We start from the raw sequence: 23053 nt of genomic DNA, 5'->3' as shown, positions 1-23053 counted from the left end.
CCGAAGCCGCCGACGTGGGCCCGGGGCTGACGCACACGACGTCAGCCCCAGGTCAGCGGCCTACCGGTCAGAGATTCCCCCGCCGATCCTGCTCCCGCTCGATCGCCTCGAACAGCGCCTTGAAGTTGCCCTTGCCGAAGCCCAGCGAGCCGTGGCGCTCGATCAGCTCGTAGAACACGGTCGGACGATCACCCACCGGCTTGGTGAAGATCTGCAACAGGTAGCCGTCCTCGTCGCGGTCGACCAGGATGCGACGCTTCTTGAGCTCCTCGATGGGCACCCGCACCTCGCCGATCCGCTCCCGCAGCTCGGGGTCCTCGTAGTAGGAGTCCGGGGTGTCCAGGAACTCCACGCCCGCCGCACGCATTCGGTCGGCCGTGTCGAGGATGTCGTTGGTGGCCAGGGCGATGTGCTGGCAGCCTGCGCCCCCGTAGAACTCCAGGTACTCGTCGATCTGGGACTTCTTCTTCGCCACGGCAGGCTCGTTCAACGGGAACTTCACCCGATGGTTGCCGTTGGAGACGACCTTGCTCATCAAGGCGGAGTACTCGGTGGCGATGTCATCGCCGACGAACTCCGCCATGTTCACGAAGCCCAACACCCGGTTGTAGAACGACACCCACTCGTCCATCCGGCCCAGCTCGACATTGCCGACACAGTGGTCCACCGCCTGGAACAACCGTTTGGGGGCATCCGCAGGCCGCTGCAACGAGCCCTGTCTGCTCACGAAGCCCGGCAGATAGGGGCCGGTGTAGCGGGAGCGGTCCACCAGGGTGTGCCGGGTCTGCCCGTAGGTGGCGATGGCGGCGAAGCGGACCGTCCCGTGCTCGTCGCTCTCGTCGTAGGGCTCGACCAGCACCGTCGCACCCTGCTTCCGGGCGTGTTCGATGCACTTGTCGACGTCGGTGACCTCCAACGCCAGGTCGACGACGCCATCGCCGTGCTCCCGGTGGTGGTCGTGCAACGGGCTGGCCGGGTCCACCCCGCCCCGCAGCACGAAACGCGCCGAACCCGACTTCAACACATACGACTTGTGGTCCCGGTTGCCCGTCTCGGGGCCGGAATAGGCGACCAGCTGCATGCCGAACGCCACCTGATAGAACAACGCGCTCTGCGTCGCATTGCCGACGACGAACACCACGGCGTCCATCGCACGAACGGGGAACGGGTCGCGGCTCTCGTCGTACTCGACCAAACCGACGAGCTGGCGTAGCTGGTCGAAGCTGACGTCGTCGATGTTCTGCTGATCCAGGATCTCGGTCACGGGGTCCTCCGTCACGGCCGTTGCATCCGGTCTGCGGTACAGCCAGCATGGGATCGAGATCGCAGTCTGAGCAACAGCGGGGCACTCGACTGGACAGATTGCCCAGCCAACCCGGAACAAGACCGCTCGGTTCGCGCAATCTGCCCAGATGGGACGACATGAGCCGCCACACAGAGCAAGACCCACTCGACGCCCTCGACGCCCGACTGTTGCTGTTGTTGATCGACGAACCACGCCTGGGCGTGTTGGAGTGCGCCCGGCGGCTCGCGGTGGCCAGAGGCACCGTCCAGGCCCGGTTGGAACGGCTCACCCGACGCGGCGTGCTGACGGGATTCCCGCCCCGCATCGACCTCGCCGCGATGGGTTACGGACTGACGGCCTTCGCGATCCTGGAGATCTCGCAGGGCCGACGCGGCGAGGTCGCCGAGCGGTTGACGCAGATCGACGAGGTCTGCGAGGTGCACGCCACCACCGGTCAGGGCGACCTACTGGTCCGCATCGTGGCGCGCTCCAACGAGGACCTGCAACGGGTGATCGACGAGATGGTCGACGTCGATTGGGTGCAACGCACCTCGACGTCGATCGCGCTGTCCACCCCGGTGGCCCCGAGGGTGCGGCCGCTGCTGGAACGGCTGGTCCGGAATGCGGACCCGGAATGACCCAGGACCGCGCGGACACGGGTTGCGGCGGCACGTCAGCCGCCGCAACCGGCTGATCAGCTCACGAACCCGCCCGCGAAGGGCGTCTCCCGCCACTGCTCGACCGCAGGTGCGACCGCATCCGCCAGCATCGGCAGCTGTGGTGACATCGCCAGGCAGGCCACCGCGCGCGACATGCCGATCGCGTTGACGAACTTCAGGACGTCCTTATCGAGCGTCCGACCGCCCAAGCCCTGCGCGGCGACGTCGTAGGCGGCTTCGGCCTCCGGACCGAACGCCGCCAAGTCCCACTCGGCGGGCCCCAGCGAGATCAATTCGAAGTCGGCGTACAGCATCCCCTTCGAGGTCGCCATGATGTTGTAGGCCGGTGCGTCCCCATGGATCGGCTGAAGGTCGACCCCCGGGAATCGCGCCTCGAAACGCTCGCGCGAACTCACGAAGGGCTCCAAGACCGCCCACTCCCGCCGGGCGCGGTCCAGATCCCCCGGGGCGAACAGCTCGGGATGCGACTCCAGGAAGACGAAGCTCTCGGTGACCATCCTCGGATCGGCGGCCGACAGGAAGGGCAGCTCACCGGGGTAGTCGCGCAGCGCGGCGTGCAGGTCGGCGATCAACGCCGAATTGCGCACGTAATCCGGCTCCGCGTCCTTGTCCTGCTCCACCAACTGCCAGAACGTCATCGAGAAGCCATCGCGCTGCACCGGCTCTGCGGGCACCAGTGGACTCGGGGGGATCACCGGAACGCCCCGCCTCGCCAGCCATGCCACCACATCCAGCTCCCGGCGCTGTTGGGCGGCCTGCGCGACCGGGTCGATATAGGGCAGGACGGTGGGCACCCGGACCACCACCGGCGACGGGGCGAGATGCACGACCACGGAGAACACGTCGTGCAGAACTCGCGGTTCGTCCACCGTGAGCCCGAGATCGCGGCCTGCGGCGACGGCCGCATCGAGGGCGCGGGTCGCCCGCGCGGCGATCTGCTCAGGTGTCATGAATTCGGGCATTGCGGAATCGTGCCAGTTCACACAGGGTGATTGCGAAGGAATTAGTCCGCTTTACCCGGCCTCGTCGCCGCGCAAGACACCAGCCCTGGCAGCGCATCGACACCGCCCATGCGAAGGGCCGCGCTCCCAAGGAACGCGGCCCCGTCGAATCGCCTGGTGCGGCCTCAGCCGGTGAAGGGCACCGCCTTGACCAGCGTGACCTTCATGGTGCCGCCGTTGGGCAGCTCGTACTCCCTGGTCTCGCCCTCCTTGGCGTCCAGGAGTGCCTGGCCCAGCGGCGAGCTGGGGGAGTAGACCTCCAGGTCGCCCTGGGTGCCCTCCTCGCGGGTGGCCAGCAGGAAGCTCTCGGTGTCGTCGTCGTCCGCGTAACGAACGGTGAGGACCATGCCGGGCTGCGCGATGCCGGACTCGGTCGGAGTCTCGCCGACCTTGGCGACCCGCAGCAGCTCCTGGAGCTGCCGGATGCGCGCCTCGAGCTGCCCCTGTTCCTCGCGGGCGGCGTGATAACCGCCGTTCTCCTTGAGGTCGCCCTCCTCGCGGGCGGCGTTGATCTTCTCTGAGATGACCGGGCGGCTCGCGATCAGGTCTTCAAGCTCCTGCTTGAGCCTGTCGAAGGAATCCTGGGTAAGCCAGGTCACCTGGGTGTCGCTCACGGTCACCACTCCTCGTTCTGTCCCGAACAGGCGTCGGCCCGTCCGCAGCCATCCGGGCGCGCGGCCCGGATACGGAAAAACACGGCCCACCAGGGGACCGTGCTGTCCTTCGAGGTTAGCACGCCAAAAGAGGCCCGTCGCGTGCTTTCCTGCGTCGGGCCGGGCTGTGAGCTGCGGTTCACCCGCTTGGCCGCATCCCTCCCTCTGGTGGTGTCACCACAGTGTCGACCAAGTATTCCGGCACGTCATACGAACAGCCGAATACCTCACCGATGACCGGTGGTTGCGATGTGCGCAACGTTGTCGTGTAGATCTGTGTGCCCTCGCCGGGCGGAACGAAGACCTCGCGCCGACCCACCTCGTCGCCGTTCTCGGCGCGACTGGCGACGACACACACCGCGGCGCGCTCCGGCTCGTCCCGCACCACTTCGAAGCTCAGATCCAGACCGGCGTCGGAAGTGATGTCGAACGCAGTCTGCTGGGCCTGGATCGGCGCGGGGCCGAAGTTGTTGTAGGCGACGACCGACGCAACGAGTCCGAGCCCGGCGGCGACGCCTAGTGAGACTCCGACCACCCACCGTGGTCGGCGGCGGGTGCGACTGCCGTATCGGCCCTCGGGCCGCTCACCGGACGGTGTCGACGGGGTCTCGTTCACGGCCTATGCATACCTCAAACGCGGGTTGTCGGGGAGCACGGGAACAATGGCATTGTTACCCGTGTTGACGAGTATCCCCGGACCACCCTGGCGGGCTGCTCGCCGGGGGCGGTTTAACCCAGCAGGAGGGACGACGGTTCGCACCATGGCTGAGAAGCTGCGATTGATGACGGTGCATGCTCACCCGGACGACGAATCGAGCAAGGGTGCCGCCACCCTGGTGCGTTACGTCTCAGAGGGGCACGAGGTGATGGTCGTCACGTGTACCGGTGGCGAACGGGGCAGCATCCTCAACCCGGCGATGGAACGGCCGGAGATCAGCGAGAACATCACTGCGGTGCGACGCCAGGAGATGGCCGCCGCAGCGGAGATCCTGGGTGTCCAGCACCGGTGGCTCGGCTTCGTCGACTCCGGACTCCCCGAGGGCGACCCGCTTCCGCCGCTGCCGGAGGGTTGCTTCGCACTCGTCGACCTCGACGTCTCCACGGAGGCGCTGGTCCGGGTGATGCGTGAGTTCCGGCCGCACGTCGTGGTGACCTACGACGAGAACGGCGGCTACCCGCACCCCGATCACATCCGCTGCCACGAGATCTCGATGGCCGCGTTCGACGCATCGGGCGACCCGGAGCGATTCCCGGACTCGGGCGAGCCCTGGCAGCCCTCGAAGCTCTACTACTCGCATGGCTTCTCGCGGGCGAAGATGACCACCTACCACGAGGAACTGCTGAAGCGCGGCATCGAGTCGCCTTACGCCGAGTGGTTGGCGAACTGGGAGGAGAAGGGCCCCGACGTGATGGAGCGGGTCACGACCCAGGTCGAGTGCTCGGATCACTTCGCCGCTCGGGACGCGGCCCTGATCGCACACGCCACCCAGATCGACCCGAACAGCAGGTGGTTCGCGGTCCCGCTGGACGTGCAGTGCGAGGTGTGGCCGACCGAGGAGTACGAGCTGGTCCGGTCGTTGGTCGATGCGACGCTGCCCGAGAACGACCTCTTCGCGGGTCTGCATGAGAAGGCAATGGCGTGATCAGCATCGCGAACAACCTGGCCTGGTCCACGTTGGCCTTCGGCGTGGACGATCCCGGTGGACAGGGTGAGGACTTCGGTAAGTCCTCGCCCGTCGGCCTGGTGTTGCTGATCCTGTTCTTCGTGGCGGTGGGTCTGCTGGTCCGATCGATGACCCGGCATCTGCGCAGACTGCCCGCCAGCTTCGATCCGCCCGCCGACGACGCATCGCGGGATGACGCCGAACCCACGGATCCACGGGGTGATGGTGCTGTTGCCGCCTCCCCGGAGGTCACCGTCGGCGCCGCAGGTCAGAGCAGCGGATCGTCGAAGGGCGGCTCGGCCGAGCCCAGCTAAAAGGGCTGCGCTGGGGAGCCCGGCTGCGACAGGATGGCGCGGTGCTAGTGACCGTGACCACCACCCATCGACCGGCGACGGACCTGGGCTTCCTGTTGCACAAGCATCCGGATCGGGTGCAGAGCTTCCCAGCGCCCGCGGGGACGGCACACGTCTTCTACCCGCAGGCACAGGAATCGGTCTGCACGGCAGCCCTACTGCTGGAGATCGACCCGATCGCCCTGGCCCGGCGGGCGGCGCGGGGCGATCGGCGTGACCTCGGTCTCGGCTCCTACGTCAACGACCGGCCGTATGCGGCCTCTTCGATGGTGGCGGTCGCCCTGGGCTCGGTCTTCGCCACCGCGATGCGAGGCCGTTGTGATGCGCGACCCGAACTGGCCGACACGGCGATCCCGCTGGTGATCGAGGTCCCCGCAGTGCCCACACGGGGCGACGCGGGGTTGATTCATCGGCTGTTCGAGCCACTCGGTTGGCAGGTCGACACCGTGGTGGAACCCCTGGACGCGGAGTTCCCCGGCTGGGGCGACTCGCCCTATGCGCGGTTGCGTCTGACCGGGACGCTGCGACTGGCCGACGCGCTGAACCAGCTGTACGTGCTGTTGCCGGTGCTCGATGCGGGCAAGCACTACTGGGTGGCCGAGCAGGAGGTCGACAAGCTGTTGCGGGCGGGCGCCGGTTGGCTGGCCGCTCATCCGGAACGGGATCTGATCACCGCCCGATATCTCGCGCATCGCGGGGACTACGTGGCCTCCGCTCTCGGCAGGCTGGCCGCCGAGGTCCCCGAGGAGAACGTGGCACCCGACACGGTCGCCGAGCAGCGCCCGGCGCGAGGCACGGCCGCGCGGGAACGGCGGGCAGCGGTCGTCGAGGCATTGCGTGCCTCCGGTGCCTCCAGCGTGGTCGACCTGGGCTGCGGGAATGGCGAGCTGGTCGCCGATCTGTTGGCCGACCCCACGTTCACCGAGGTCACCGGCGTGGACGTCTCGATGCGCTCCCTGCGGATCGCGGAGAAGCGCATCGGCGTCGAACGTCTGTCGGACTCGCAGCGCTCGCGGTTGACCCTGCGGCAGTCGGCGCTGACCTACCTCGACGACGAACTCCTCGGCTACGACGCCGCCGCGCTGGTCGAGGTCGTGGAACACGTTGACCCCGCCCGGCTGCCCGCGCTGGAACGCGCGGTGTTCGGACATGCCCGGCCCGGCACCGTGGTGGTGACCACGCCGAACCGCGAGCACAACGCATCATTCGAGACGCTGACCCCGGCCGGCTTCCGGCACACCGACCACCGGTTCGAGTGGACCAGGGGCGAGTTCGCGGCCTGGGCCAGACAGATCTGCAGGCGCTACCGCTATCGGGTGCGCTTCGAGGGCGTCGGCGCGACGCACCCGGAGTTCGGGCCGCTGACCCAGCTGGCCGTCTTCAACCGACAGGAATCCGAGGTCGATCCCGCCGCACCGCGTGCGGCGGGCCAGGACACCGCGGTAGACCACGCCTCGGCATCGGAAGGAGCAGGCGCATGACCACCCTCACCGTGCCCGAGACCGCGTTGGTGGTGTTGATCGGCGCGACCGGCTCCGGCAAGTCCACCTTCGCGCGTACGCATTTCTTGTCGACCCAGGTATTGGCCAGCGATGCCTTCCGCGCCATGGTCGGCGACGACGAGAACGATCAGTCGGTCACCGTGCCCGCCTTCGAGGCGCTGAACCACGTGGCGGGCGCCCGGCTGGCGCTCGGCAGGCTCACCGTGATCGATGCGACCAACGTCCAGCGCCAGGCCCGCGCCAGCCTGATCAAGTTGGCCAAGGAACACGACGTCCTGCCGGTGGCCATCGTGCTGGACCTGCCCGCCGGGGTGTGCATCGAACGCAACGCTGGCCGGTCCGACCGCTCGTTCGGCGCCGACGTGGTGCGTCGACACCGGGCTGAGCTGCGTCGATCGCTGGCCGGGCTCGCCAAGGAGGGCTTCCGGCGCGTACACGTGCTGCGCAGCCCGGAGGAGGTCGCCGCCGCCGAGGTGCGGTTGGAGCCGCTGCGCAACGACCTGCGTGGCGAGACCGGGCCGTTCGACGTGATCGGTGATGTGCATGGCTGCCGGGCCGAGCTCGAATCGCTGCTGGTGAAGCTGGGGTACCGACTGCGCAGGGATGCCGAGGGGCGGGCCGTCGGTGCGAGGCCGCCCGGCGATCGGCGTGCCGTCTTCGTCGGCGACCTCGTCGACAGAGGCCCCGACACCCCGGGCGTGTTGCGGCTGGTCATGGGCATGGTCGCCGACGGCGTCGCACTGTGTGTCTCGGGTAACCACGAGGCGAAACTCGTTCGCGCGCTGGCGGGCCGCAAGGTCTCGGTGGGGCATGGACTGGCCGAATCCCTGGCCCAGCTCGCCGAGGAACCGGCGGAGTTCGTCGAACGGGCGCGGCAGTTCTGCGACGAGCTGTTGGCGCATTACGTGCTCGACGGCGGTCGGCTGGTGGTCGCGCATGCGGGCCTGCCGGAGCGCTATCACGGCAGGGCCTCCGGTCGGGTTCGCAGCTTCGCCCTGTTCGGCGACACCACGGGGGAGACCGACGAGTTCGGGCTGCCGGTGCGTTATCCGTGGGCCAAGGACTACCGGGGACAGGCAACGGTGCTGTACGGGCACACGCCGGTGCCGACGGCGGAGTGGGTGAACAACACCCTGTGTCTGGACACCGGGTGCGTGTTCGGCGGCAAGCTGAGCGCGCTGCGCTATCCCGAGCGGGAGTTGGTCTCGGTACCGGCGGAGCAGGTCTGGTACGAGCCGGTTCGGCCGCTGGTCGCCGCCACCGGGTCGCAGCCGGGCGGGGACGCGGCACCCGCGCGGGTCGAGCCCGACGTCCTTCGGCTGGACGACGTCGCGGGCAAGCGGGTCGTCCAGACCGCGCACCACGGCCGGGTGACGGTGCGAGCCGAGCAGGCCGCAGCCGCGCTGGAGGTGATCAGCCGCTTCTCCCTCGATCCTCGGTGGTTGCTGTACCTGCCGCCGACGATGGCGCCGACGCCGACCTCGGCACGGCCCGATGTCCTGGAGCATCCGACCGAGGCCTTCGAGTTCTATCGCGCGGCCGGCACGGGCCGGGTCGTGTGCGAGGAGAAGCACATGGGTTCCCGGGCGGTCGTGCTGGTGTGCCGGAATGCCGAGACCGCCCGGTCGCGATTCGGGATGAGCGACGAGGTCCAGGCCGCGATCGCGGGCGCGGTGTACACCCGAACCGGGCGATCGTTCTTCGACGAGAAGGACACCAAAGCCCTGCTGGACCGGGTCCGCTCGGCCTGTGAGCAGGCCGGTCTGTGGACCGAGCTGGCGACGGACTGGCTGCTGCTGGACACGGAACTGCTGCCGTGGAACGCCAAGGCGGACGTGTTGATCCGGGAGGACTTCGCCGCCGTCGGAGCGGCCGCCGAGGCGGCCCTGCCCGAGGCCGTGGCCAGCCTGACGGCCGCTGCGGCGCGGGGAGCCGATGTGACGGAACTCCTGGCCCGCACCACCGCCAGATCCGCCGATGCGGCCGCGTTCCGCACCGCCTATCGACGCTACTGCGAGCCACTGACCGGCCTCGCTGAGATCCGGTTGGCGCCGTTCCAGCTGTTGGCCACGGAGGGCCACACCTACGAGGACCGCCCACACGGCTGGCACCTCGACCTGGCCGATCGGCTGGTCGCCTCGGCCCCGGAGACCTTCCGCGCCACCCGACGTATCGAGGTCGAACTGGCGGACAGCGGCGAGGTCGAGGCGGGCATCGCCTGGTGGGACGAGCTGACCGCCGCAGGCGGCGAGGGCATGGTCGTCAAGCCCACCGCAAACCTCGTCAGCGCCAAGAACCGACTGCTGCAACCAGGACTGAAGGTGCGCGGCCGGGAGTACCTGCGGATCATCTACGGCCCCGACTACCTCCGACCGGAGAACCTGACGCGGCTGAAGGACCGCAAGCTGGACTCGAAGCGGTCGTTGGCCCTGCGCGAGTACGCAGTGGGCTTGGAGGGCCTGACCAGGATGGCAGGCGGCGAGCCGCTGTGGCGGGTGCACGAATGCGCCTTCGCGGTGCTGGCCCTGGAATCCGACCCGGTCGATCCGAGGTTGTGAGAGGCCGAGATAGCCAGCTTTGCGAAGAATCAGGTCCAGAATTGCCTTGTGACCGCAGACGTGCACTGGAGCGAGCTGCAACGTGATCCCAAGTCGGTGGCCCGGCTGGCCGATGAGGGTGACGTGCGAGTTCATCGACGGGATGGGCCCGCCCTGCTGTTGACCCGCGAAGACCGGGCCAACAGCAGGATCGAGGGCGCCTTGGACGCGGCACGCCTCGTGCGGTCGCTCACCTCGCAGTTGGTCCCCTCAGAGTTGGCGAGGGCCGCCATCAAGGAGTTTCCCTGGGTCGATGTGCTTTCCGAGGATGCTCGGGCCGAGTTCGTTGCGGAGCTGGCGAGGGCCTTTCGGACATCAGCGGAGCTGGGGCACTGGACGGTACTCGCGCAGACGGTTCGGGAGTGGAAGGCCACTGCGGCGATCTACGCGGACCCGGAGCTGGCTGCGCGGTTGACCAAGCCCGTGGATGGTGATCTCGGTCCGGTTTCCCGACCTGCGGACGGTGTGGCGCCAGCGAGCCACAGCGGTCAAACCTGACGGGTGTTCACCCGCCGAAGATCCCCGCAGGAGGCATAGGGGAGTCTCGTGCGTCGGCATCGGTGACTGCGGTTGCGGTGCCGATGAACTCGGTCAGGTCGGCGCCGGCGACGACCCTGGCCGCCGTCGGATCGCTAGCCGTCCGACGGACGAGGTCGGCGACGGGCAGCGGCGCCGTCGAGCCGACCAAGATCAGATTCGAGAATCTGCGGCCGCGAAGCAGGCCGGGTTCGGCCATCAGCAGCGTCTCGGGAAACACCGCGCGCAGGGTCGCGGCTTGTCTGCGGGCGAAGCTCAGCGGCGGGCCGTCGGCCACATTCGCCACATAGATCCCGCCGGGCCGCAGCAGCGCGGCCGCCGCAGCGACGAACTCCGTCGAGGTCAGGTGCGCGGGCGTCCTGGCGCCCGCGAAGACGTCGACGATCAGCAGATCGGCCCCGGCGGGACGCTGTCGGGACAGCCATTCGCGAGCGTCGGCCCCGCTGATCCGGATTCTGGCGCGTTTATCGATGGGTAGGTGTGTTCGGACCAGTTCGGTCAGGGCCGCGTCGTATTCCACGACCCGCTGCCGTGACCCCGGTCGGGTCGCCGACACGTATCGGGGAAGGGTGAGCGCGCCGCCGCCGAGATGCACCGCGTCCAATGCCGACGAGGGCTCGGCGACGAGGTCGACCACATGACCGATCCGGCGCACGTATTCGAAGAGCAGGTAGTCCGGCTCGGCGAGGTCGACATGTGACTGCGGGGTGCCGTTGACCAGTAGTGTCCACGAGTCGCGGCGATCGGTGTCCGGTCGCAGCACGGCCTCGCCGCCTGCTACCGACGCCTGCACGACCTCGGCCGTCCACCTCGCCCGGCCTTTGGCCGCTCCGCGCCTGCTGCTCATCCGGTCAGTGTGCGCCATTCGCCCCCGAAGGCCTCGGGGTGCCGCCCCATACCGATCCAGGTGTGAACGCTTTTATGGTGAAACCTTGTCAACCATACGATGAATAACCTACCCTTCTCCCACTTGGGAAAACGCTTTCCCGTATTGCCGGATCTGCGTGGACTGGATAGCTGACGAGCTATTCGACGACACGAGAAGAACTGCGTCGATATTTCGACAATGAGTGCTACCCGCTCATTCGATAGCGTGCGAAAAAGTGAAGTTCGGTATTCGACAACGGATGGGGAGAGAACCCATGAGAAGACCATTAGCCGCGCGGCTCGGTGCCGTGCTGGCGACCTCGGCATTGGCCGTTGCAGGACTGGTGATCTCCACTACCGGCGCCGTGGCAGCCCCCGCCACCGCGACCGGCTTCGCCAGTCAGAACGGCGGGACGACCGGCGGTGCGGGCGGAGAGACGGTCCGGGCCACCACCGGCACCCAGATCCACGAGGCCCTGTGCTCGCGGGCCGACAGCAGCACCCCGATCATCATCGAGGTCGAGGGCACTGTGAACCACGGCAACACCAGCAAGGTGTCCGGCGACAGCTGCGACACCGACGACGACCGGATCGAACTCAAGAACATCAGCAACATCACGATCGTCGGGGTCGGCAGCGGCGCCCTGTTCGACCAGCTGGGCATCCACATCCGCGATTCCAGCAACATCATCCTGCAGAACCTGACCGTCCGGAACGTCAAGAAGTCGGGCTCACCGACGTCCAACGGTGGCGACGCCATCGGCATGGAGAGCAACGTCCGCAACGTCTGGGCCGACCACCTCACGCTGGAGGCCTCGGGCGGCGAGGACGAGGGCTACGACGGCCTGTTCGACATGAAGAACAACACGCAGTACGTGACGCTGTCCTACAGCATCCTGCGCAACTCCGAGCGTGGCGGCCTCATCGGATCGAGTGAGAGCGACCGGTCGAACGGCTACGTCACCTTCCACCACAACGTGTATCAGAACCTCAATTCCCGGACGCCCCTGCTGCGCGGCGGCATCGCCCATGCGTTCAACAACCACTACGAGGGCCTCGTCGAATCGGGGATCAACTCGCGGGCGGGCGCGCGGGCCAAGGTGGAGAACAACCACTTCCAGGACTCCAAGGACGTCCTGGGCACCTTCTACACCGACGAGCGCGGTACGTGGGAGGTCGCGGGCAACATCTACGACAACGTGACCTGGTCCGAGGAGGACGACGAGAACTATCCCGCGGGCCCCAACCCGGAGTCCACCACCTCCGTCAGCATCCCCTACGACTACCGCCTCGACGACGCCGAATGCGTGGCGGGCATCGTGGCGGAGACGGCGGGCGCCAACAAGGGACTGCTGGTGTCGGACGGCCAGTGCTCGTCGCAGCCGCCGGATCCGACCGATCCCCCGGATCCCGACCCGACCGACCCGCCGGACCCGGACCCGACCGATCCGCCGAGCGGAGCCAACCTCAGCCTCGGAGCGGGCGCCGACGGCTCCAGCAAGGCATCCGGGACCAGCTACGGCAACGTCGTCGACGGCAACCTGAACACCTACTGGTCGCCCAACGGCTCGACCGGTCGCATCTCGGTCAAGTGGAACTCGCCCACCACGGTGTCCACGGTCAACATCCGCGAGGCGGCCGGAGCCGAGGGCAACATCCGCAACTGGGAGGTCGTCAACCACGACACCGGCGCCGTCCTGGTCTCCGGCAGTGGGGCGGGAGTCACCACCTTCGCCGCGACCTCGCTGCGCAAGATCTCCATTCACATCACCGGCTCGAACGGCACCCCACGGGTCGCCGAGATCGAGACCTTCGCCGCAGGTACCACGCCGCCCGACGACGATGACGACGACGATGACGATGACGGCGGGGGCGACCAGCCGCCGCCGACCGGCGAGGCACTGTACGCGGCGCCGGACGGCAGCGATAACGCCGCAGGCACCGAGTCCGACCCGACGACGCTCACCTCGGCGATCGATCGCGTCGCCCCCGGCGAGACCATCTACCTGCGCGGCGGCACCTACAACGAGTCGGAGACCGTCCACATCGAGCCCGGCAACGACGGCACCTCGAGCAGCCGTACCGAGCTCTTCGCCTACCCCGGCGAGACCCCGGTCATCAACTTCTCGGCGCAGAGCGAGGACTCGTCCAACCGTGGGCTGGCCATCGGCGCCGACTGGTGGCATATCCAGGGCATCATCGTCGAACGCGCAGGCGACAACGGAATCCTGCTCGGCGGGAACAACAACATCATCGAGCGCGTGGTGACGCGGTTCAACCGGGACACCGGGCTGCAACTGTCGCGCTATGCCGCAGGGGCGCCCGCCTCGGAGTGGCCCTCGAACAACCTCATCCTCAGCTCGGAGTCGCACGACAACGCCGACTCCGACGGTGAGGACGCCGACGGATTCGCCCCGAAGCTCACCGTCGGCCCCGGCAACGTCTTCCGCAACTGCGTGGCCCACAACAATATCGACGACGGCTGGGATCTGTACACCAAGGGCGACACCGGCCCGATCGGCGAGGTCACCATCGAGGACTCGCTGTCGTATGAGAACGGCACGCTCTCGGACGGCACCGAGAACTCCAGCGGCGACCGCAACGGTTTCAAGCTCGGCGGCGAGGACATCTCGGTCGACCACACCGTGGTGCGGACCATCGCCTTCGACAACGGCAAGCACGGGTTCACCTACAACCGGAACCACGGCTCGATGACGATCGAGAACAACCTGAGCATCGGCAGCGAGGAACGCAACTACAACTTCGACGGCGGTGACTCCGACTTCCGGAACAACACCTCCTGCAACAGCGGGTCCAACGACCGGATCATCGGCAACGATGCTGGTGGAAACCAGTGGTGGTCCGGTTCCAACGGATCCCGGTGCTCGCAGTACTCCGGCAACCTGGACTGGAGCTTCGCCTCCGACGGCTCCCTGGAGGTGACCCTCGGCGGCACTCCGGTGAATCTCTGATCGAACCACCTACGCGGCGCTGGTCATTCCAGCGCGGCAGCCCCGCCGCCGGTCGGCCCGCCTGCCCGGCGGCGGGGCGTTGGTGCGCGCGTCGGCGGCTGCTGGGAGGCTCGGAATCATGGCGAACCGCAGCGGCGTCGCTGGCCGCTTCTTCCGTAGCTTGTGACCGAGCCACGCCCGTGACTCCGATTTTTTGCTCGGTCTTGCTCGTCCTCACAGCTTTCGCAACCACAGGAACGGCGTCTCGTAGCGGATTCGCAACCCTGACGGTGCGGCGAACTGTCGCTGCCGGTTCGAACCCTCTCCGTTGACAACGGGCTGGAAATGTCCTTGCCCGCCGACATACTGATCGACATGGCCCGGAAAATGACACCCGCTCAGTTCAAGGCCGCAGTGAACAGGGCGCAGCGTCAGCAGAAGCAGGCGATCGACAAGTACAACCGCCAAGCCCGCCAGCACAACGCGGCGGTCAAGAAGTCCGTGAACGACTACAACCGCGAATTGCGGGCGTACAACGTCAAGGCCCGTGCCCACAACGCCAGGGTCGAGAACCAACGCCATCGCCTCGACCAGGAGATCCGCCGTCTGAATTCGCGTCCGGCAGCGACGACCTTCGTCACGTACCGTGCGTCGGTCGAGACTCTCGCGCGGACGTACACCGAGACCGAGGAGAGCCTGGCCGGACGGAGCGTCACGCCCGCAGGCCGCGAGCTCGTCGACCGCAGCAGCGAAGAGGCCGCGAACAGCGCCTACTTGCTAAACGCGATGGACGGCGACGGCGCGCCCGAGGATGACCCGACCGAGGACGGCCTGCGCGGTCCGAGCATGCAGGCCGAGCTCGCGACGTTCGGACAAGACCTCGTCGACCGATGGACGGGAGCCCTGTTCTCCCTGAGCCCACGCAACCCCGACGCTGCTCGCCACTTCTGCACCAGCGCACGCGAGGTTCTGATCAAGATGATCGACAGCGCAGCGCCTGACGCAAGCGTCGTCGAGGCCGATCCGGCTTGCGACCGGACAGACAAGGGAGCACCGACTCGACGGGCCAAGGTCGGCTTCCTCCTGCAGCGCAAGGGCATCCACGAGGAGTCCATCGAGAGCCTCGTGGAGGAGGACATGAACAACGTCCTCACCCTCTTCCGTGACTTCAACAACGGCACACACGGGCACGCAGGGCGATTCACGATCACGCAGCTCAGCGCCCTGCGCGTCCGAGTTGAGTCGGCAATCGGATTCATTCACCTGCTTTGTGCGGGCTGATTCCTGACAACCGTTCTAGCGTGCGATCTGCCAGTGCTGAAGCACCCAGCTGCGGCGGGCATCAATGCCGCCGGGAAGCACGTCATCCTGCCCAGAGTCGGCTCGCGGTCTCCCAATCTTGTGAAGCACCGAGGTGAGCCAGCGGCACGGCAGTCACAGACGGGAAGGTCTTCACCACAGCCGGGAGCAACCTCATGCGGCCGAGTTCGAGTCGGTCGAGAAGGAACTGGATCAGAGTGAGTTGTCCGAAGGTGCGGTTCCACTCGGACGCGGCTGCGTTGAGATCCGCATGTCGGTCCGCAGGTGGCAGCTTCGGGATGATGGTGTGGACACGGTTGAATAGCCGACCGTGGTGTGCGCAGGTGTTTCGCACGAGGTTGAGCGCCTTCATCCAGCTCGTCAGCTGGGGCGCACTTAGTCCGCACGTATTGGCGACGGCGTCCTGGACCGTGCGAGGCGCGAAGCCGTAAAGGTACGTGAGACTTCCCCAGTCAAGAATTTCGACTGCGGCCCAGGCCGGGAGTCGTCCACCGTATCTGTGGCGATGATGCTCGACGAAGTCTTCTCGCGACCGGGCGAGCTCCGACTCGTAGCCGCGGAGCCACTTCGCGTACGCGCCGCCCTTACGCGCGGTCGGACCGAGCAGACTTGGATCGAGATGAGCGCACGGGTCGATGCGGCCCAGTTCGTGGCCGAGGAGCGCACGTAACGCCAGCTCGATCGGAGCCAGCACCGAGAACGTCGCCGCCTTCAGTCGGCCGTCGAACTCGTAGAGTGCGAAGACGTCGTCGAGTCGGGTTCCCGGATAGAAGTCATCGGTGCGTGTCCTGTTGACCAGCTGCCGGAACGGGTACCAATAGCCGCTGAGTCGGTAGTAGTTAACGCGACGCAGGAAGTCGGCCGCGTATTCTCGGTCGCCGACGTCCATACCTCGCTGGACAAGCAGGTCGAGCTGGTCCTTGTAGGGAAGGAATTCCTTCACCCCTGTACTCACGCGGACCTTCCCGAAAAAAATGAGGACCGGCCCTGGACCTGCCGAGGCAGGCGGAACCGGTCGTGATACATCAAGGTTAGCACACGCGGCTCTCTGCGCGCTTCACCGGTCGGTCCTGAGACGGTTCGAAGGATGCACCCGCGCGTTCGAGATCTGCTGCAGCTCGTCGAATGAGAGAAGATGGTCGTAGCGGCTGGTGCCGCGCTGGCGGCTGTCCCTGATGCGGCGGAACTTCGACAGCATTCGCAGGTAGGTGTCTAGTACACGGTGGTGTGATTTTCAGGCATTGTTGCGTTCGAGCTGGAGCCTTCAGCTCCTTCCAGCGATCCTGACGCATCAGGAAGCCGACGTAGCGAGCTGCGGCTCCCTGGAGGCGGCACTCCGGTGAATCTCTGATCGAACCACCTACGCGGCGCTGGTCATTCCAGCGCGGCAGCCCCGCCGCCGGTCGGCCCGCCTGCCCGGCGGCGGGGCGTTGGTGCGCGCGTCGGCACCTGCTGGGAGGCTCGGAATCATGGCGAACCGATTGGCAGACGCGACGAGTCCCTACCTGCAACAGCACGCGGACAACCCGGTGGACTGGTATCCGTGGGGCCCGGAGGCCTTCGCCGAGGCGGCGCGGCGGGATGTCCCGGTGCTGCTGTCCATCGGTTACGCCGCCTGCCATTGGTGCCACGTGATGGCCCATGAGTCGTTCGAGGACCCGGCGATCGCAGGCCTGCTGAATGAGAACTTCGTCAACGTCAAGGTGGATCGTGAAGAGCGGCCGGACATCGACGCCGTGTACATGACTGCGACCCAGGCGATGACCGGCAGCGGCGGTTGGCCGATGACCTGTTTCCTCACTCCGGAGGGCGAGCCCTTCCACTGCGGCACCTACTATCCGCCGACGCCACGGCCGGGCATGCCCTCATTTCCGCAGCTCATCGATGCCGTGGCGCAGGCATGGCACGAGCGCAACGACGAGGTCCGCGAGGCTGCGGGCCGGATCGTCGCGGGCCTGGCGGAGCAGACCGCGCCGCTGCCCGCCGCTGCGGTGGACGAGAGCACGCTGGTCTCGGCGGTTGCCGCGTTGACCACGGGCTTCGATCGGGGTAACGGCGGATTCGGTGGGGCGCCGAAATTCCCGCCGTCGATGGTCCTGGAGTTCCTACTGCGGCACCACGAGCGCACCGCCGATCGGAGCGCACTGCGCATGGTCGAGCAGACCTGCGCTGCGATGGCCAGGGGTGGGCTCTACGACCAGCTCGCGGGCGGCTTCGCGCGCTACAGCGTGGACGCGCAGTGGATCGTGCCGCACTTCGAGAAGATGCTCTACGACAACGCGCTGCTGGTTCGGGTCTACGCGCATCTGGCTCGCCGTACCGGCTCGGCCTTCGCCGAGCGGATCGCCACCGAGACCGTCGAGTTCCTGCTCACCGAACTACGCACCGAACAGGGCGGCTTCGCGGCGTCGCTGGACGCCGACACCGACGGAGTCGAGGGCAGCACCTACGTCTGGACCCCCGCCGAGCTAATCGACGTCCTGGGAGCGGAAGACGGTGCCTGGGCGGCGCGGCTGCTCGCGGTCACCGAGGAGGGCAGCTTCGAACACGGCAGCTCGACCCTGCGGCTGCTCGCCGACCCCGATGGCGAGCCCGAGGCCGATTCCGCTGCTGCTGAACCGGCGGCGACCGAAGCCGTGGCGACCGAAGCCACGCAGACCGAATCCGCAGGCGCGCCCGGCTGGCAGCGGTGGCAGCGGATCAGGACCACCCTTCGGGTCGCCCGCGACCGGCGATCCCAACCGGCCAGGGACGACAAGGTCGTCACCGCCTGGAACGGCTTGACGATCACCGCACTCGCCGAGGCCGGGACGGCGTTGGGCCGGGCGGACTGGATCGCCGCAGCGGTCGAGGCCGCCGAGCTGTTGCTCTCGCTGCACTTCGCCGACGGCAGGCTGCTGCGCAGCTCGCGTGATGGCACGGCAGGCAGCGCCCGCGCGGTGCTGGAGGACTACGGCAGCCTCGCGCAGGGGCTGCTCGCCCTGCATCAGGCCACCGCGGCCCCGCGCTGGCTGACCGAGGCCGAGACGCTGCTGGATGCGACGCTGCGACACTTCGCCGATCCGGAGGTGTCCGGGTTGTTCCATGACACCGCCGACGACGCGGAACGCCTGGTCCGCAGGCCATCCGATCCGGGCGACAACGCCAGCCCATCGGGTGCCTCGGCTGCGGCGGAGGCCCTGCTGACGGCCTCGGCATTGACCGGGCCGGAGCGGGCCGGTCGCTATCGGGCCGCAGCAGAGGAGGCCTTGGCACGGGCGGGCGTCCTGGTCGCCCGCAGCCCTCGTTTCGCCGGACACTGGCTCACGGTCGCCGAGGGCATGATCACCGGACCGCTGCAGATCGCCGTCGCGGCCGGGACCGACGAGTCGGGCGCGGCGGAGCTGTTGGCGACCGCCCGTTCGCTCGCGCCGGGCGGCACGGTGGTGGTCGCGGGCCTCGGCGACGATCAGGGCGTGCCCTTGCTGGCGGACCGCACGTCGATCGGGGGCGCCGCTGCTGCCTATGTCTGCCGGGGTTACGTCTGCGATCTGCCGTTGACCGAAGCGGCGGAACTGCGTGCAGCCCTGACCCGCTGACCTGCGAGTTCTCCAGTCTGTCCCGTGGTTGTCCCGCGAGTGGGCCTGCCACGGGAACAAGCGCTGCCCCCCGCAACGTTGCAAGAGGTGTAATCAAGTAATCGTTGCAATGGAGGCGGTAATGTACGCACGATTCATGGCAGTGGGTCGCGGTCCACACGGCGGCTGGGGCGGCGGTCCCGGTGGTGGACGGCCCGGCAGGGGCCGAGGCAGAGGACGCGGCGGCTGGCAGCAGACCGACCTGCCCGCCACCGACGACGCCGCAGGCTGGTTCGCCGGGCGGCTGCCCGACGGTTGGTTCGTCGAAGCTCCCGAGCTGACCATCGACCGCGAGGAGATCCTCGTTGTCGGCGAGCTGCCCGCACTGACCGATGAGTTCACCGACGATGCCGCGCGCAGCGCCGCCGAGTCGGGACGCATCGCCAGGTTCCGCGAGCAGACCCGCGAGGAGCGCATCGAGATCGCTCGGCAGGCCGAGCACCGCTACGGGCGCAAGGTCGCCTGGGGCGCGAAGCTGGGGGAGACCGAGGAGCACTTCACCACGGTCTCCGTGCCGGTCATGACCAGGCTGCGCCAGTCCGAGCGACTCGTGCTGGACACCCTGGTCGACGCCGGAGTGGCCCGCTCCCGTTCGGAGGCCTTGGCGTGGGCGGTGCGGTTGGTCGGCGAGCACGCGGACGACTGGCTCGGCGAGTTGCGCGGCGCGATGGCCGAGGTCGAGAAGCTGCGGACCCAGGGACCCGACCTGACCTGATCCGCAGGCGGCCGCCAGCGGAGTCGACGGGCGTGGTGTTCAGGCCACCCCTTCGACTGCGTCGGCGGGATCTAGCCGAACAACACGAACCAGATCGCGATGTGATGGCAGAGCGCCGCCACGACCGTGGTGGCGTGGAAGAACTCGTGATACCCGAACACCGTCGGCCAGGGGTCGGGCCAGCGAGTCGCGTAGAACACCGCACCGACCGTGTAGAACACGCCGCCCACGATGAGCAGGACCAGCGCCGCGATCCCGGCGTTCTGACCGATCTCGGGCATCACGAACACGGCGACCCAGCCGAGGCCGATGTAGATCGGCACCCCCACCCAGCGGGGCGCGTGCGGCCACAGCAGCTTCAGTGCGACCCCTGCCGCCGCGCCGCCCCAGATCACCCCGAGGACCACGGCCCCGGTCTGGTCGGACAGCGTGAGCACGGCGAAGGGCGTGTACGTGCCCGCGATGAAGATGAAGATCATCGAATGGTCGAGCCGCTTCATCCAGGCCCGGCTCGCATTGCTCGCCCAATGATGTCGGTGGTAGAGGGCACTGACTCCGAAGAGCCCGAGGATGGTGAGTACGTAGACCGTCACCGAGATCCACGCGGCTGCGGTGGCGGTGGTCGCGGCGAGCGTGATCAGCGTGCCACCGGAGATCAGCGTGATGAAGAACGACCAGAGGTGGATCCAGCCGCGCATCCGAGGCTTCGCGAGCGGCTTCGGCACGGTTATTGCGGTCACGTGCCCCAGGTTACGGGACCGTAGGTTACGTATCGGGGGCACATGTGTGCGGCGACACCGCAGGCGACTGCCGCGATACGGGCAACGGGGCCGGAAGCTCGCCTGCCCGGACATACCGGTCGGACACGTCAGCGGGGCGGCAGACAAGATGCCTACCGCCCCGCCGGGGTGTTACGTGGGAGAACTCAGTCCACGATCTTCGTGGTGTTGCCCACGTCGCTGGTCAGCGGCGCGTTGGTGCAGTCGCTGATCTGCGGCGAGGCGATCGGGACGATGATGCCCAGGACGGCCACGTTGTTGCCGCACAGCTGGATCGGCAGCACGCTGAGCTGGTTGTCGTTGAGGATGTTGATGCCATCGTTGTCGTAGCTGCCCGCGAATGCGGCCGGAGCCAGCATCATCAGACCGGCTGCAGCAGCGGCGACAGCGCCTGCCTTCTTCAGCACTTGGATTCACTCTCCTCTTGGAATGTAGCTCGGGATTCCCGGTGTGCCGTTACTCGAGGCGACAGGCCGACTCGAGCAGCAGAGCCTTGCGGATCTGCGGTCCCCGTCATGGCGGTCGTGACCGACGCCGAGGGGTTCCCGTCTCGACGGAAAACGCGTCAACATTCAGGCTTGGCGCAGGCTCCTCGACAGGCGTTTACGGTCTCCGAGCCACTCCCGGCGACCGGTTTCGGGGCTTCGAACCAGCGAACTGACGTCGCGAAGTCGAAGTGTTTCTCTGCCGAGGGCAAAAGTTACTAGCAGAAAGCCAATCCTGGGAAACGGAGTCACACTATTGTGTGAAAGAATAATTCTAACTAAGTCGAGATCATCCAACCGGGTATTCACCATCGAGTGGTTATCGCAATTTCCGTTGATTTTCACTCGTTAGTGAAACCGCAGGTTGATACTCGATATTAGTTACTGTTCGCGATCTGTGCTGGTACCACGCCCGGCCCCCGATGATGGTGGGTGCGTGACGACTTTGGTATACGCACGCTCTCGTGAAAGGAAGACTCGGCCCGTAGGCTCCCCGGTCCATGGACGGCAACCAGCTCGTTCGCGAGTACCTGCTGTTGGGGCTGCGTTTCGATCGCCTGGTCGAAGGATTCGTCGATGCCTATCCGGGCGACCCTCGGTTGCGACGACAGGTCGATCTCGAACCGCGTCCGGAGCCCGCCGCATTGGCGCGGTGGGCTGCCGAACTGCGCGCGCGGTTACCCGCCGCAGGGCTGGCGGCGGAGCGCACCCGGTTCCTGGACGCCCAACTCACCGCGCTGGAATGTTCGGGTCGGCGGCTCGCGGGCCAGGAGATCGGCTTCGTCGACGAGGTCGAGTCCTACTTCCAGGTTCGCATCGCACCCGGCGACACCGATGCCTATCGAGCCGTCCATGCCGATCTCGCCGCCCTGCTGCCGGGCTCGGGGCCACTGCCGGAAAGACTCGCCGACCTACGCAGACGAGACGAGATCCCACCGCATCGCCTCGAAGGCTGCGTCCGCGAGATCTCCGGCGCGCTCCGCGAGCGCGTGCGGGCCCAGTTCGGCCTGCCCGAGCACGAGGCCGTCGAATACGAGGTGGTCAGCGACAAACCATGGAGCGGTTTCAACTACTACCTCGGCGACTACCGGTCACGAGTGTCGATCAACACCGACATCGGCCATCGGATGGCGCATCTCCCGCATCTGATCGCCCATGAGTCGTATCCGGGGCATCACACCGAGCACTGCCGCAAGGAGGCAGGCCTCGTCGGCCGCTCCGGCCAGCAGGAACAGACGATCTTTCTGGTCAACACCCCGCAATGCCTGATGGCCGAGGGCATGGCCGACCTGGGACTGCACGCGATCGTCGGCCCGGGCTGGGGGCGATGGACCTCGGAGATCATGGCCGACCTCGGGCTCCGAATGGAGGGCGAACTCGTCGAGCGCGTCGAGACCGTCCGAGCGGGCCTGCTCGGAGTCCGACAGGACGCCGCGCTGATGCTGCACGACCGAGGAGCCGACGAGGACGAGGTGGTGGCCTTCCTCCGCCGTTGGCTGCTGATCTCGGATCGACGTGCCAGACAGGCACTCCGCTTCCTCGCCGACCCGTTGTGGCGGGCATACACCACCACCTATGTCGAGGGCTACCGCTTGCTGCGGACCTGGCTCGATCTGCGGCCTGCGGCGGAGCCCCTGGGCGTCCGCTATGCGAGATTGCTGGACGAACCATTGGTGCCCGAGTCCGTTCGGACGGAGATCGATTGCGCTGAACGGGTGAGCGAACCAACCTTCGATTGCTGGTGAGCCGGTTGGGCCGTTTCCGAATCCGGCCGGACCGCGTGGCGGCGACGTCGGTGTTTCGCCTGCATGTGCTTGGTGAAACACCAGGTTTCCCAGGCCAGGCCTGCACGTAGCGTGCGGACTACCGCTCGGCGAATCACCTGTGTGGCCCGTGCCAGATGCCGGTGAGCGGAGGTAGCGTCCGAAGAGGCGAGTCGTGACGGAGGCGGCCCGCCCCGGGAGGCTCACGTCGTGATTTCAGTGGGTACGGCAACGGATTGCAGGCGTCAGGCCTGCCGATCCGGTCAGCTGGCAGGGGCGTGGGG

General features: G+C 67.4%; 20 protein-coding genes. 11 read left to right on the top strand and 9 right to left on the bottom strand.

The features are described 5' to 3' along the window. Positions 1 to 67 precede the first annotated feature (67 nt). Positions 68 to 1264, bottom strand: a complete 1197-nt coding sequence (gene hppD, locus BKA25_RS23185; protein WP_069853253.1) for a 4-hydroxyphenylpyruvate dioxygenase — start codon at positions 1262 to 1264, stop codon at positions 68 to 70. 158 nt (positions 1265 to 1422) lie between these two features. On the opposite strand from hppD, the gene BKA25_RS23180 reads away from it, so the two are divergent. Continuing rightward, entirely contained in the window at positions 1423 to 1923 is a 501-nt protein-coding gene (locus tag BKA25_RS23180; RefSeq protein WP_069846670.1) for an Lrp/AsnC family transcriptional regulator, read from the top strand. Between the two features lie 56 nt (positions 1924 to 1979). On the opposite strand, the gene BKA25_RS23175 is transcribed toward BKA25_RS23180, so the two are convergent. The 3 genes from BKA25_RS23175 to BKA25_RS23165 form a co-directional block, all read right to left on the bottom strand. Beyond that, positions 1980 to 2927, bottom strand: a complete 948-nt coding sequence (locus BKA25_RS23175) for a phosphotransferase (protein WP_069846671.1) — start codon at positions 2925 to 2927, stop codon at positions 1980 to 1982. A gap of 164 nt (positions 2928 to 3091) precedes the next feature. Beyond that, positions 3092 to 3580, bottom strand: a complete 489-nt coding sequence (gene greA / locus BKA25_RS23170; protein WP_172803729.1) for a transcription elongation factor GreA — start codon at positions 3578 to 3580, stop codon at positions 3092 to 3094. 178 nt (positions 3581 to 3758) lie between these two features. Then, positions 3759 to 4235: a DUF4307 domain-containing protein gene (locus BKA25_RS23165; RefSeq protein WP_084642507.1), complete on the bottom strand. Its 477-nt coding sequence runs from the start codon at positions 4233 to 4235 to the stop codon at positions 3759 to 3761. A gap of 145 nt (positions 4236 to 4380) precedes the next feature. On the opposite strand from BKA25_RS23165, the gene mca reads away from it, so the two are divergent. From mca to BKA25_RS23140, 5 genes are read left to right on the top strand one after another with little or no spacing between them, the layout of a single operon-like run. Further along, positions 4381 to 5262, top strand: a complete 882-nt coding sequence (gene mca, locus BKA25_RS23160; protein ID WP_069846676.1) for a mycothiol conjugate amidase Mca — start codon at positions 4381 to 4383, stop codon at positions 5260 to 5262. Next, complete coding sequence (locus BKA25_RS28095) at positions 5259 to 5597, top strand: hypothetical protein (protein ID WP_236750476.1); 339 nt, start codon at positions 5259 to 5261, stop codon at positions 5595 to 5597. The genes mca and BKA25_RS28095 overlap by 4 nt, the downstream gene beginning before the upstream one ends. A 41-nt stretch (positions 5598 to 5638) precedes the next feature. After that, positions 5639 to 7117: a 3' terminal RNA ribose 2'-O-methyltransferase Hen1 gene (locus BKA25_RS23150; protein WP_084642509.1), complete on the top strand. Its 1479-nt coding sequence runs from the start codon at positions 5639 to 5641 to the stop codon at positions 7115 to 7117. After that, on the top strand, positions 7114 to 9696 hold the full coding sequence (locus BKA25_RS23145; protein WP_069846679.1) for a polynucleotide kinase-phosphatase: 2583 nt from the start codon (positions 7114 to 7116) through the stop codon (positions 9694 to 9696). The genes BKA25_RS23150 and BKA25_RS23145 overlap by 4 nt, the downstream gene beginning before the upstream one ends. A 48-nt stretch (positions 9697 to 9744) precedes the next feature. Continuing rightward, entirely contained in the window at positions 9745 to 10233 is a 489-nt protein-coding gene (locus tag BKA25_RS23140; RefSeq protein ID WP_084642511.1) for a DUF6247 family protein, read from the top strand. 7 nt (positions 10234 to 10240) lie between these two features. Here BKA25_RS23140 and BKA25_RS23135 read toward each other — a convergent pair whose 3' ends face one another. After that, entirely contained in the window at positions 10241 to 11119 is an 879-nt protein-coding gene (locus BKA25_RS23135) for a spermidine synthase (RefSeq protein WP_069853255.1), read from the bottom strand. A gap of 295 nt (positions 11120 to 11414) precedes the next feature. On the opposite strand from BKA25_RS23135, the gene BKA25_RS28090 reads away from it, so the two are divergent. Both BKA25_RS28090 and BKA25_RS23125 read left to right on the top strand, forming a co-directional pair. Continuing rightward, positions 11415 to 14111 (top strand): pectate lyase family protein, encoded by a 2697-nt coding sequence (locus tag BKA25_RS28090; protein WP_069846683.1) that lies wholly within the window; start codon positions 11415 to 11417, stop codon positions 14109 to 14111. 324 nt (positions 14112 to 14435) lie between these two features. Further along, positions 14436 to 15371, top strand: coding sequence for a pPIWI-associating nuclease domain-containing protein (locus BKA25_RS23125; RefSeq protein ID WP_216637785.1), 936 nt, complete (start codon positions 14436 to 14438; stop codon positions 15369 to 15371). An 82-nt stretch (positions 15372 to 15453) separates the two neighbouring features. Here BKA25_RS23125 and BKA25_RS23120 read toward each other — a convergent pair whose 3' ends face one another. Both BKA25_RS23120 and BKA25_RS27410 read right to left on the bottom strand, forming a co-directional pair. Next, positions 15454 to 16365, bottom strand: coding sequence for an Abi family protein (locus tag BKA25_RS23120; RefSeq protein WP_216637786.1), 912 nt, complete (start codon positions 16363 to 16365; stop codon positions 15454 to 15456). 102 nt (positions 16366 to 16467) lie between these two features. Continuing rightward, complete coding sequence (locus BKA25_RS27410; protein ID WP_216637787.1) at positions 16468 to 16608, bottom strand: hypothetical protein; 141 nt, start codon at positions 16606 to 16608, stop codon at positions 16468 to 16470. Between the two features lie 271 nt (positions 16609 to 16879). Between BKA25_RS27410 and BKA25_RS23110 the strand changes: the two genes are divergently transcribed. Beyond that, entirely contained in the window at positions 16880 to 18988 is a 2109-nt protein-coding gene (locus tag BKA25_RS23110) for a thioredoxin domain-containing protein (RefSeq protein ID WP_069846686.1), read from the top strand. A 136-nt stretch (positions 18989 to 19124) separates the two neighbouring features. Continuing rightward, complete coding sequence (gene abmR / locus BKA25_RS23105) at positions 19125 to 19742, top strand: ATP-binding transcription factor AbmR (protein ID WP_069853257.1); 618 nt, start codon at positions 19125 to 19127, stop codon at positions 19740 to 19742. A gap of 71 nt (positions 19743 to 19813) precedes the next feature. Here abmR and trhA read toward each other — a convergent pair whose 3' ends face one another. Both trhA and BKA25_RS23095 read right to left on the bottom strand, forming a co-directional pair. Next, positions 19814 to 20440 (bottom strand): PAQR family membrane homeostasis protein TrhA, encoded by a 627-nt coding sequence (trhA, locus tag BKA25_RS23100; RefSeq protein ID WP_084642512.1) that lies wholly within the window; start codon positions 20438 to 20440, stop codon positions 19814 to 19816. Positions 20441 to 20667: 227 nt separating this feature from the next. After that, positions 20668 to 20928: a cousin-of-CoaP protein gene (locus BKA25_RS23095; protein ID WP_069846688.1), complete on the bottom strand. Its 261-nt coding sequence runs from the start codon at positions 20926 to 20928 to the stop codon at positions 20668 to 20670. Positions 20929 to 21506: 578 nt separating this feature from the next. Here BKA25_RS23095 and BKA25_RS23090 point away from each other — a divergent pair. Continuing rightward, positions 21507 to 22751 carry a DUF885 domain-containing protein gene (locus tag BKA25_RS23090; RefSeq protein WP_069846690.1) on the top strand — a complete coding sequence of 415 codons (1245 nt, stop codon included), beginning with the start codon at positions 21507 to 21509 and terminating at the stop codon, positions 22749 to 22751. The last annotated feature ends 302 nt before the right edge of the window (positions 22752 to 23053 follow it).

Source organism: Actinoalloteichus hymeniacidonis (genome assembly GCF_014203365.1).
GTDB classification, from domain to species: Bacteria; Actinomycetota; Actinomycetes; order Mycobacteriales; family Pseudonocardiaceae; genus Actinoalloteichus_A; species Actinoalloteichus_A hymeniacidonis.
This window is presented reverse-complemented; position numbering and strand designations above follow the sequence as displayed.

Coding starts and splice junctions, on each gene's coding strand:
- BKA25_RS23180 (WP_069846670.1), top strand. CDS start 1,423: ATGAGCCGCCACACAGAGCAAGACCCACTCGACGCCCTCGACGCCCGA.
- BKA25_RS23175 (WP_069846671.1), bottom strand. CDS start 2,927: ATGCCCGAATTCATGACACCTGAGCAGATCGCCGCGCGGGCGACCCGC.
- mca (WP_069846676.1), top strand. CDS start 4,381: ATGGCTGAGAAGCTGCGATTGATGACGGTGCATGCTCACCCGGACGAC.
- BKA25_RS23145 (WP_069846679.1), top strand. CDS start 7,114: ATGACCACCCTCACCGTGCCCGAGACCGCGTTGGTGGTGTTGATCGGC.
- BKA25_RS23135 (WP_069853255.1), bottom strand. CDS start 11,119: ATGAGCAGCAGGCGCGGAGCGGCCAAAGGCCGGGCGAGGTGGACGGCC.
- BKA25_RS28090 (WP_069846683.1), top strand. CDS start 11,415: ATGAGAAGACCATTAGCCGCGCGGCTCGGTGCCGTGCTGGCGACCTCG.
- BKA25_RS23125 (WP_216637785.1), top strand. CDS start 14,436: ATGTCCTTGCCCGCCGACATACTGATCGACATGGCCCGGAAAATGACA.
- BKA25_RS27410 (WP_216637787.1), bottom strand. CDS start 16,608: ATGCTGTCGAAGTTCCGCCGCATCAGGGACAGCCGCCAGCGCGGCACC.
- BKA25_RS23110 (WP_069846686.1), top strand. CDS start 16,880: ATGGCGAACCGATTGGCAGACGCGACGAGTCCCTACCTGCAACAGCAC.
- abmR (WP_069853257.1), top strand. CDS start 19,125: ATGGCAGTGGGTCGCGGTCCACACGGCGGCTGGGGCGGCGGTCCCGGT.
- trhA (WP_084642512.1), bottom strand. CDS start 20,440: ATGCGCGGCTGGATCCACCTCTGGTCGTTCTTCATCACGCTGATCTCC.
- BKA25_RS23090 (WP_069846690.1), top strand. CDS start 21,507: ATGGACGGCAACCAGCTCGTTCGCGAGTACCTGCTGTTGGGGCTGCGT.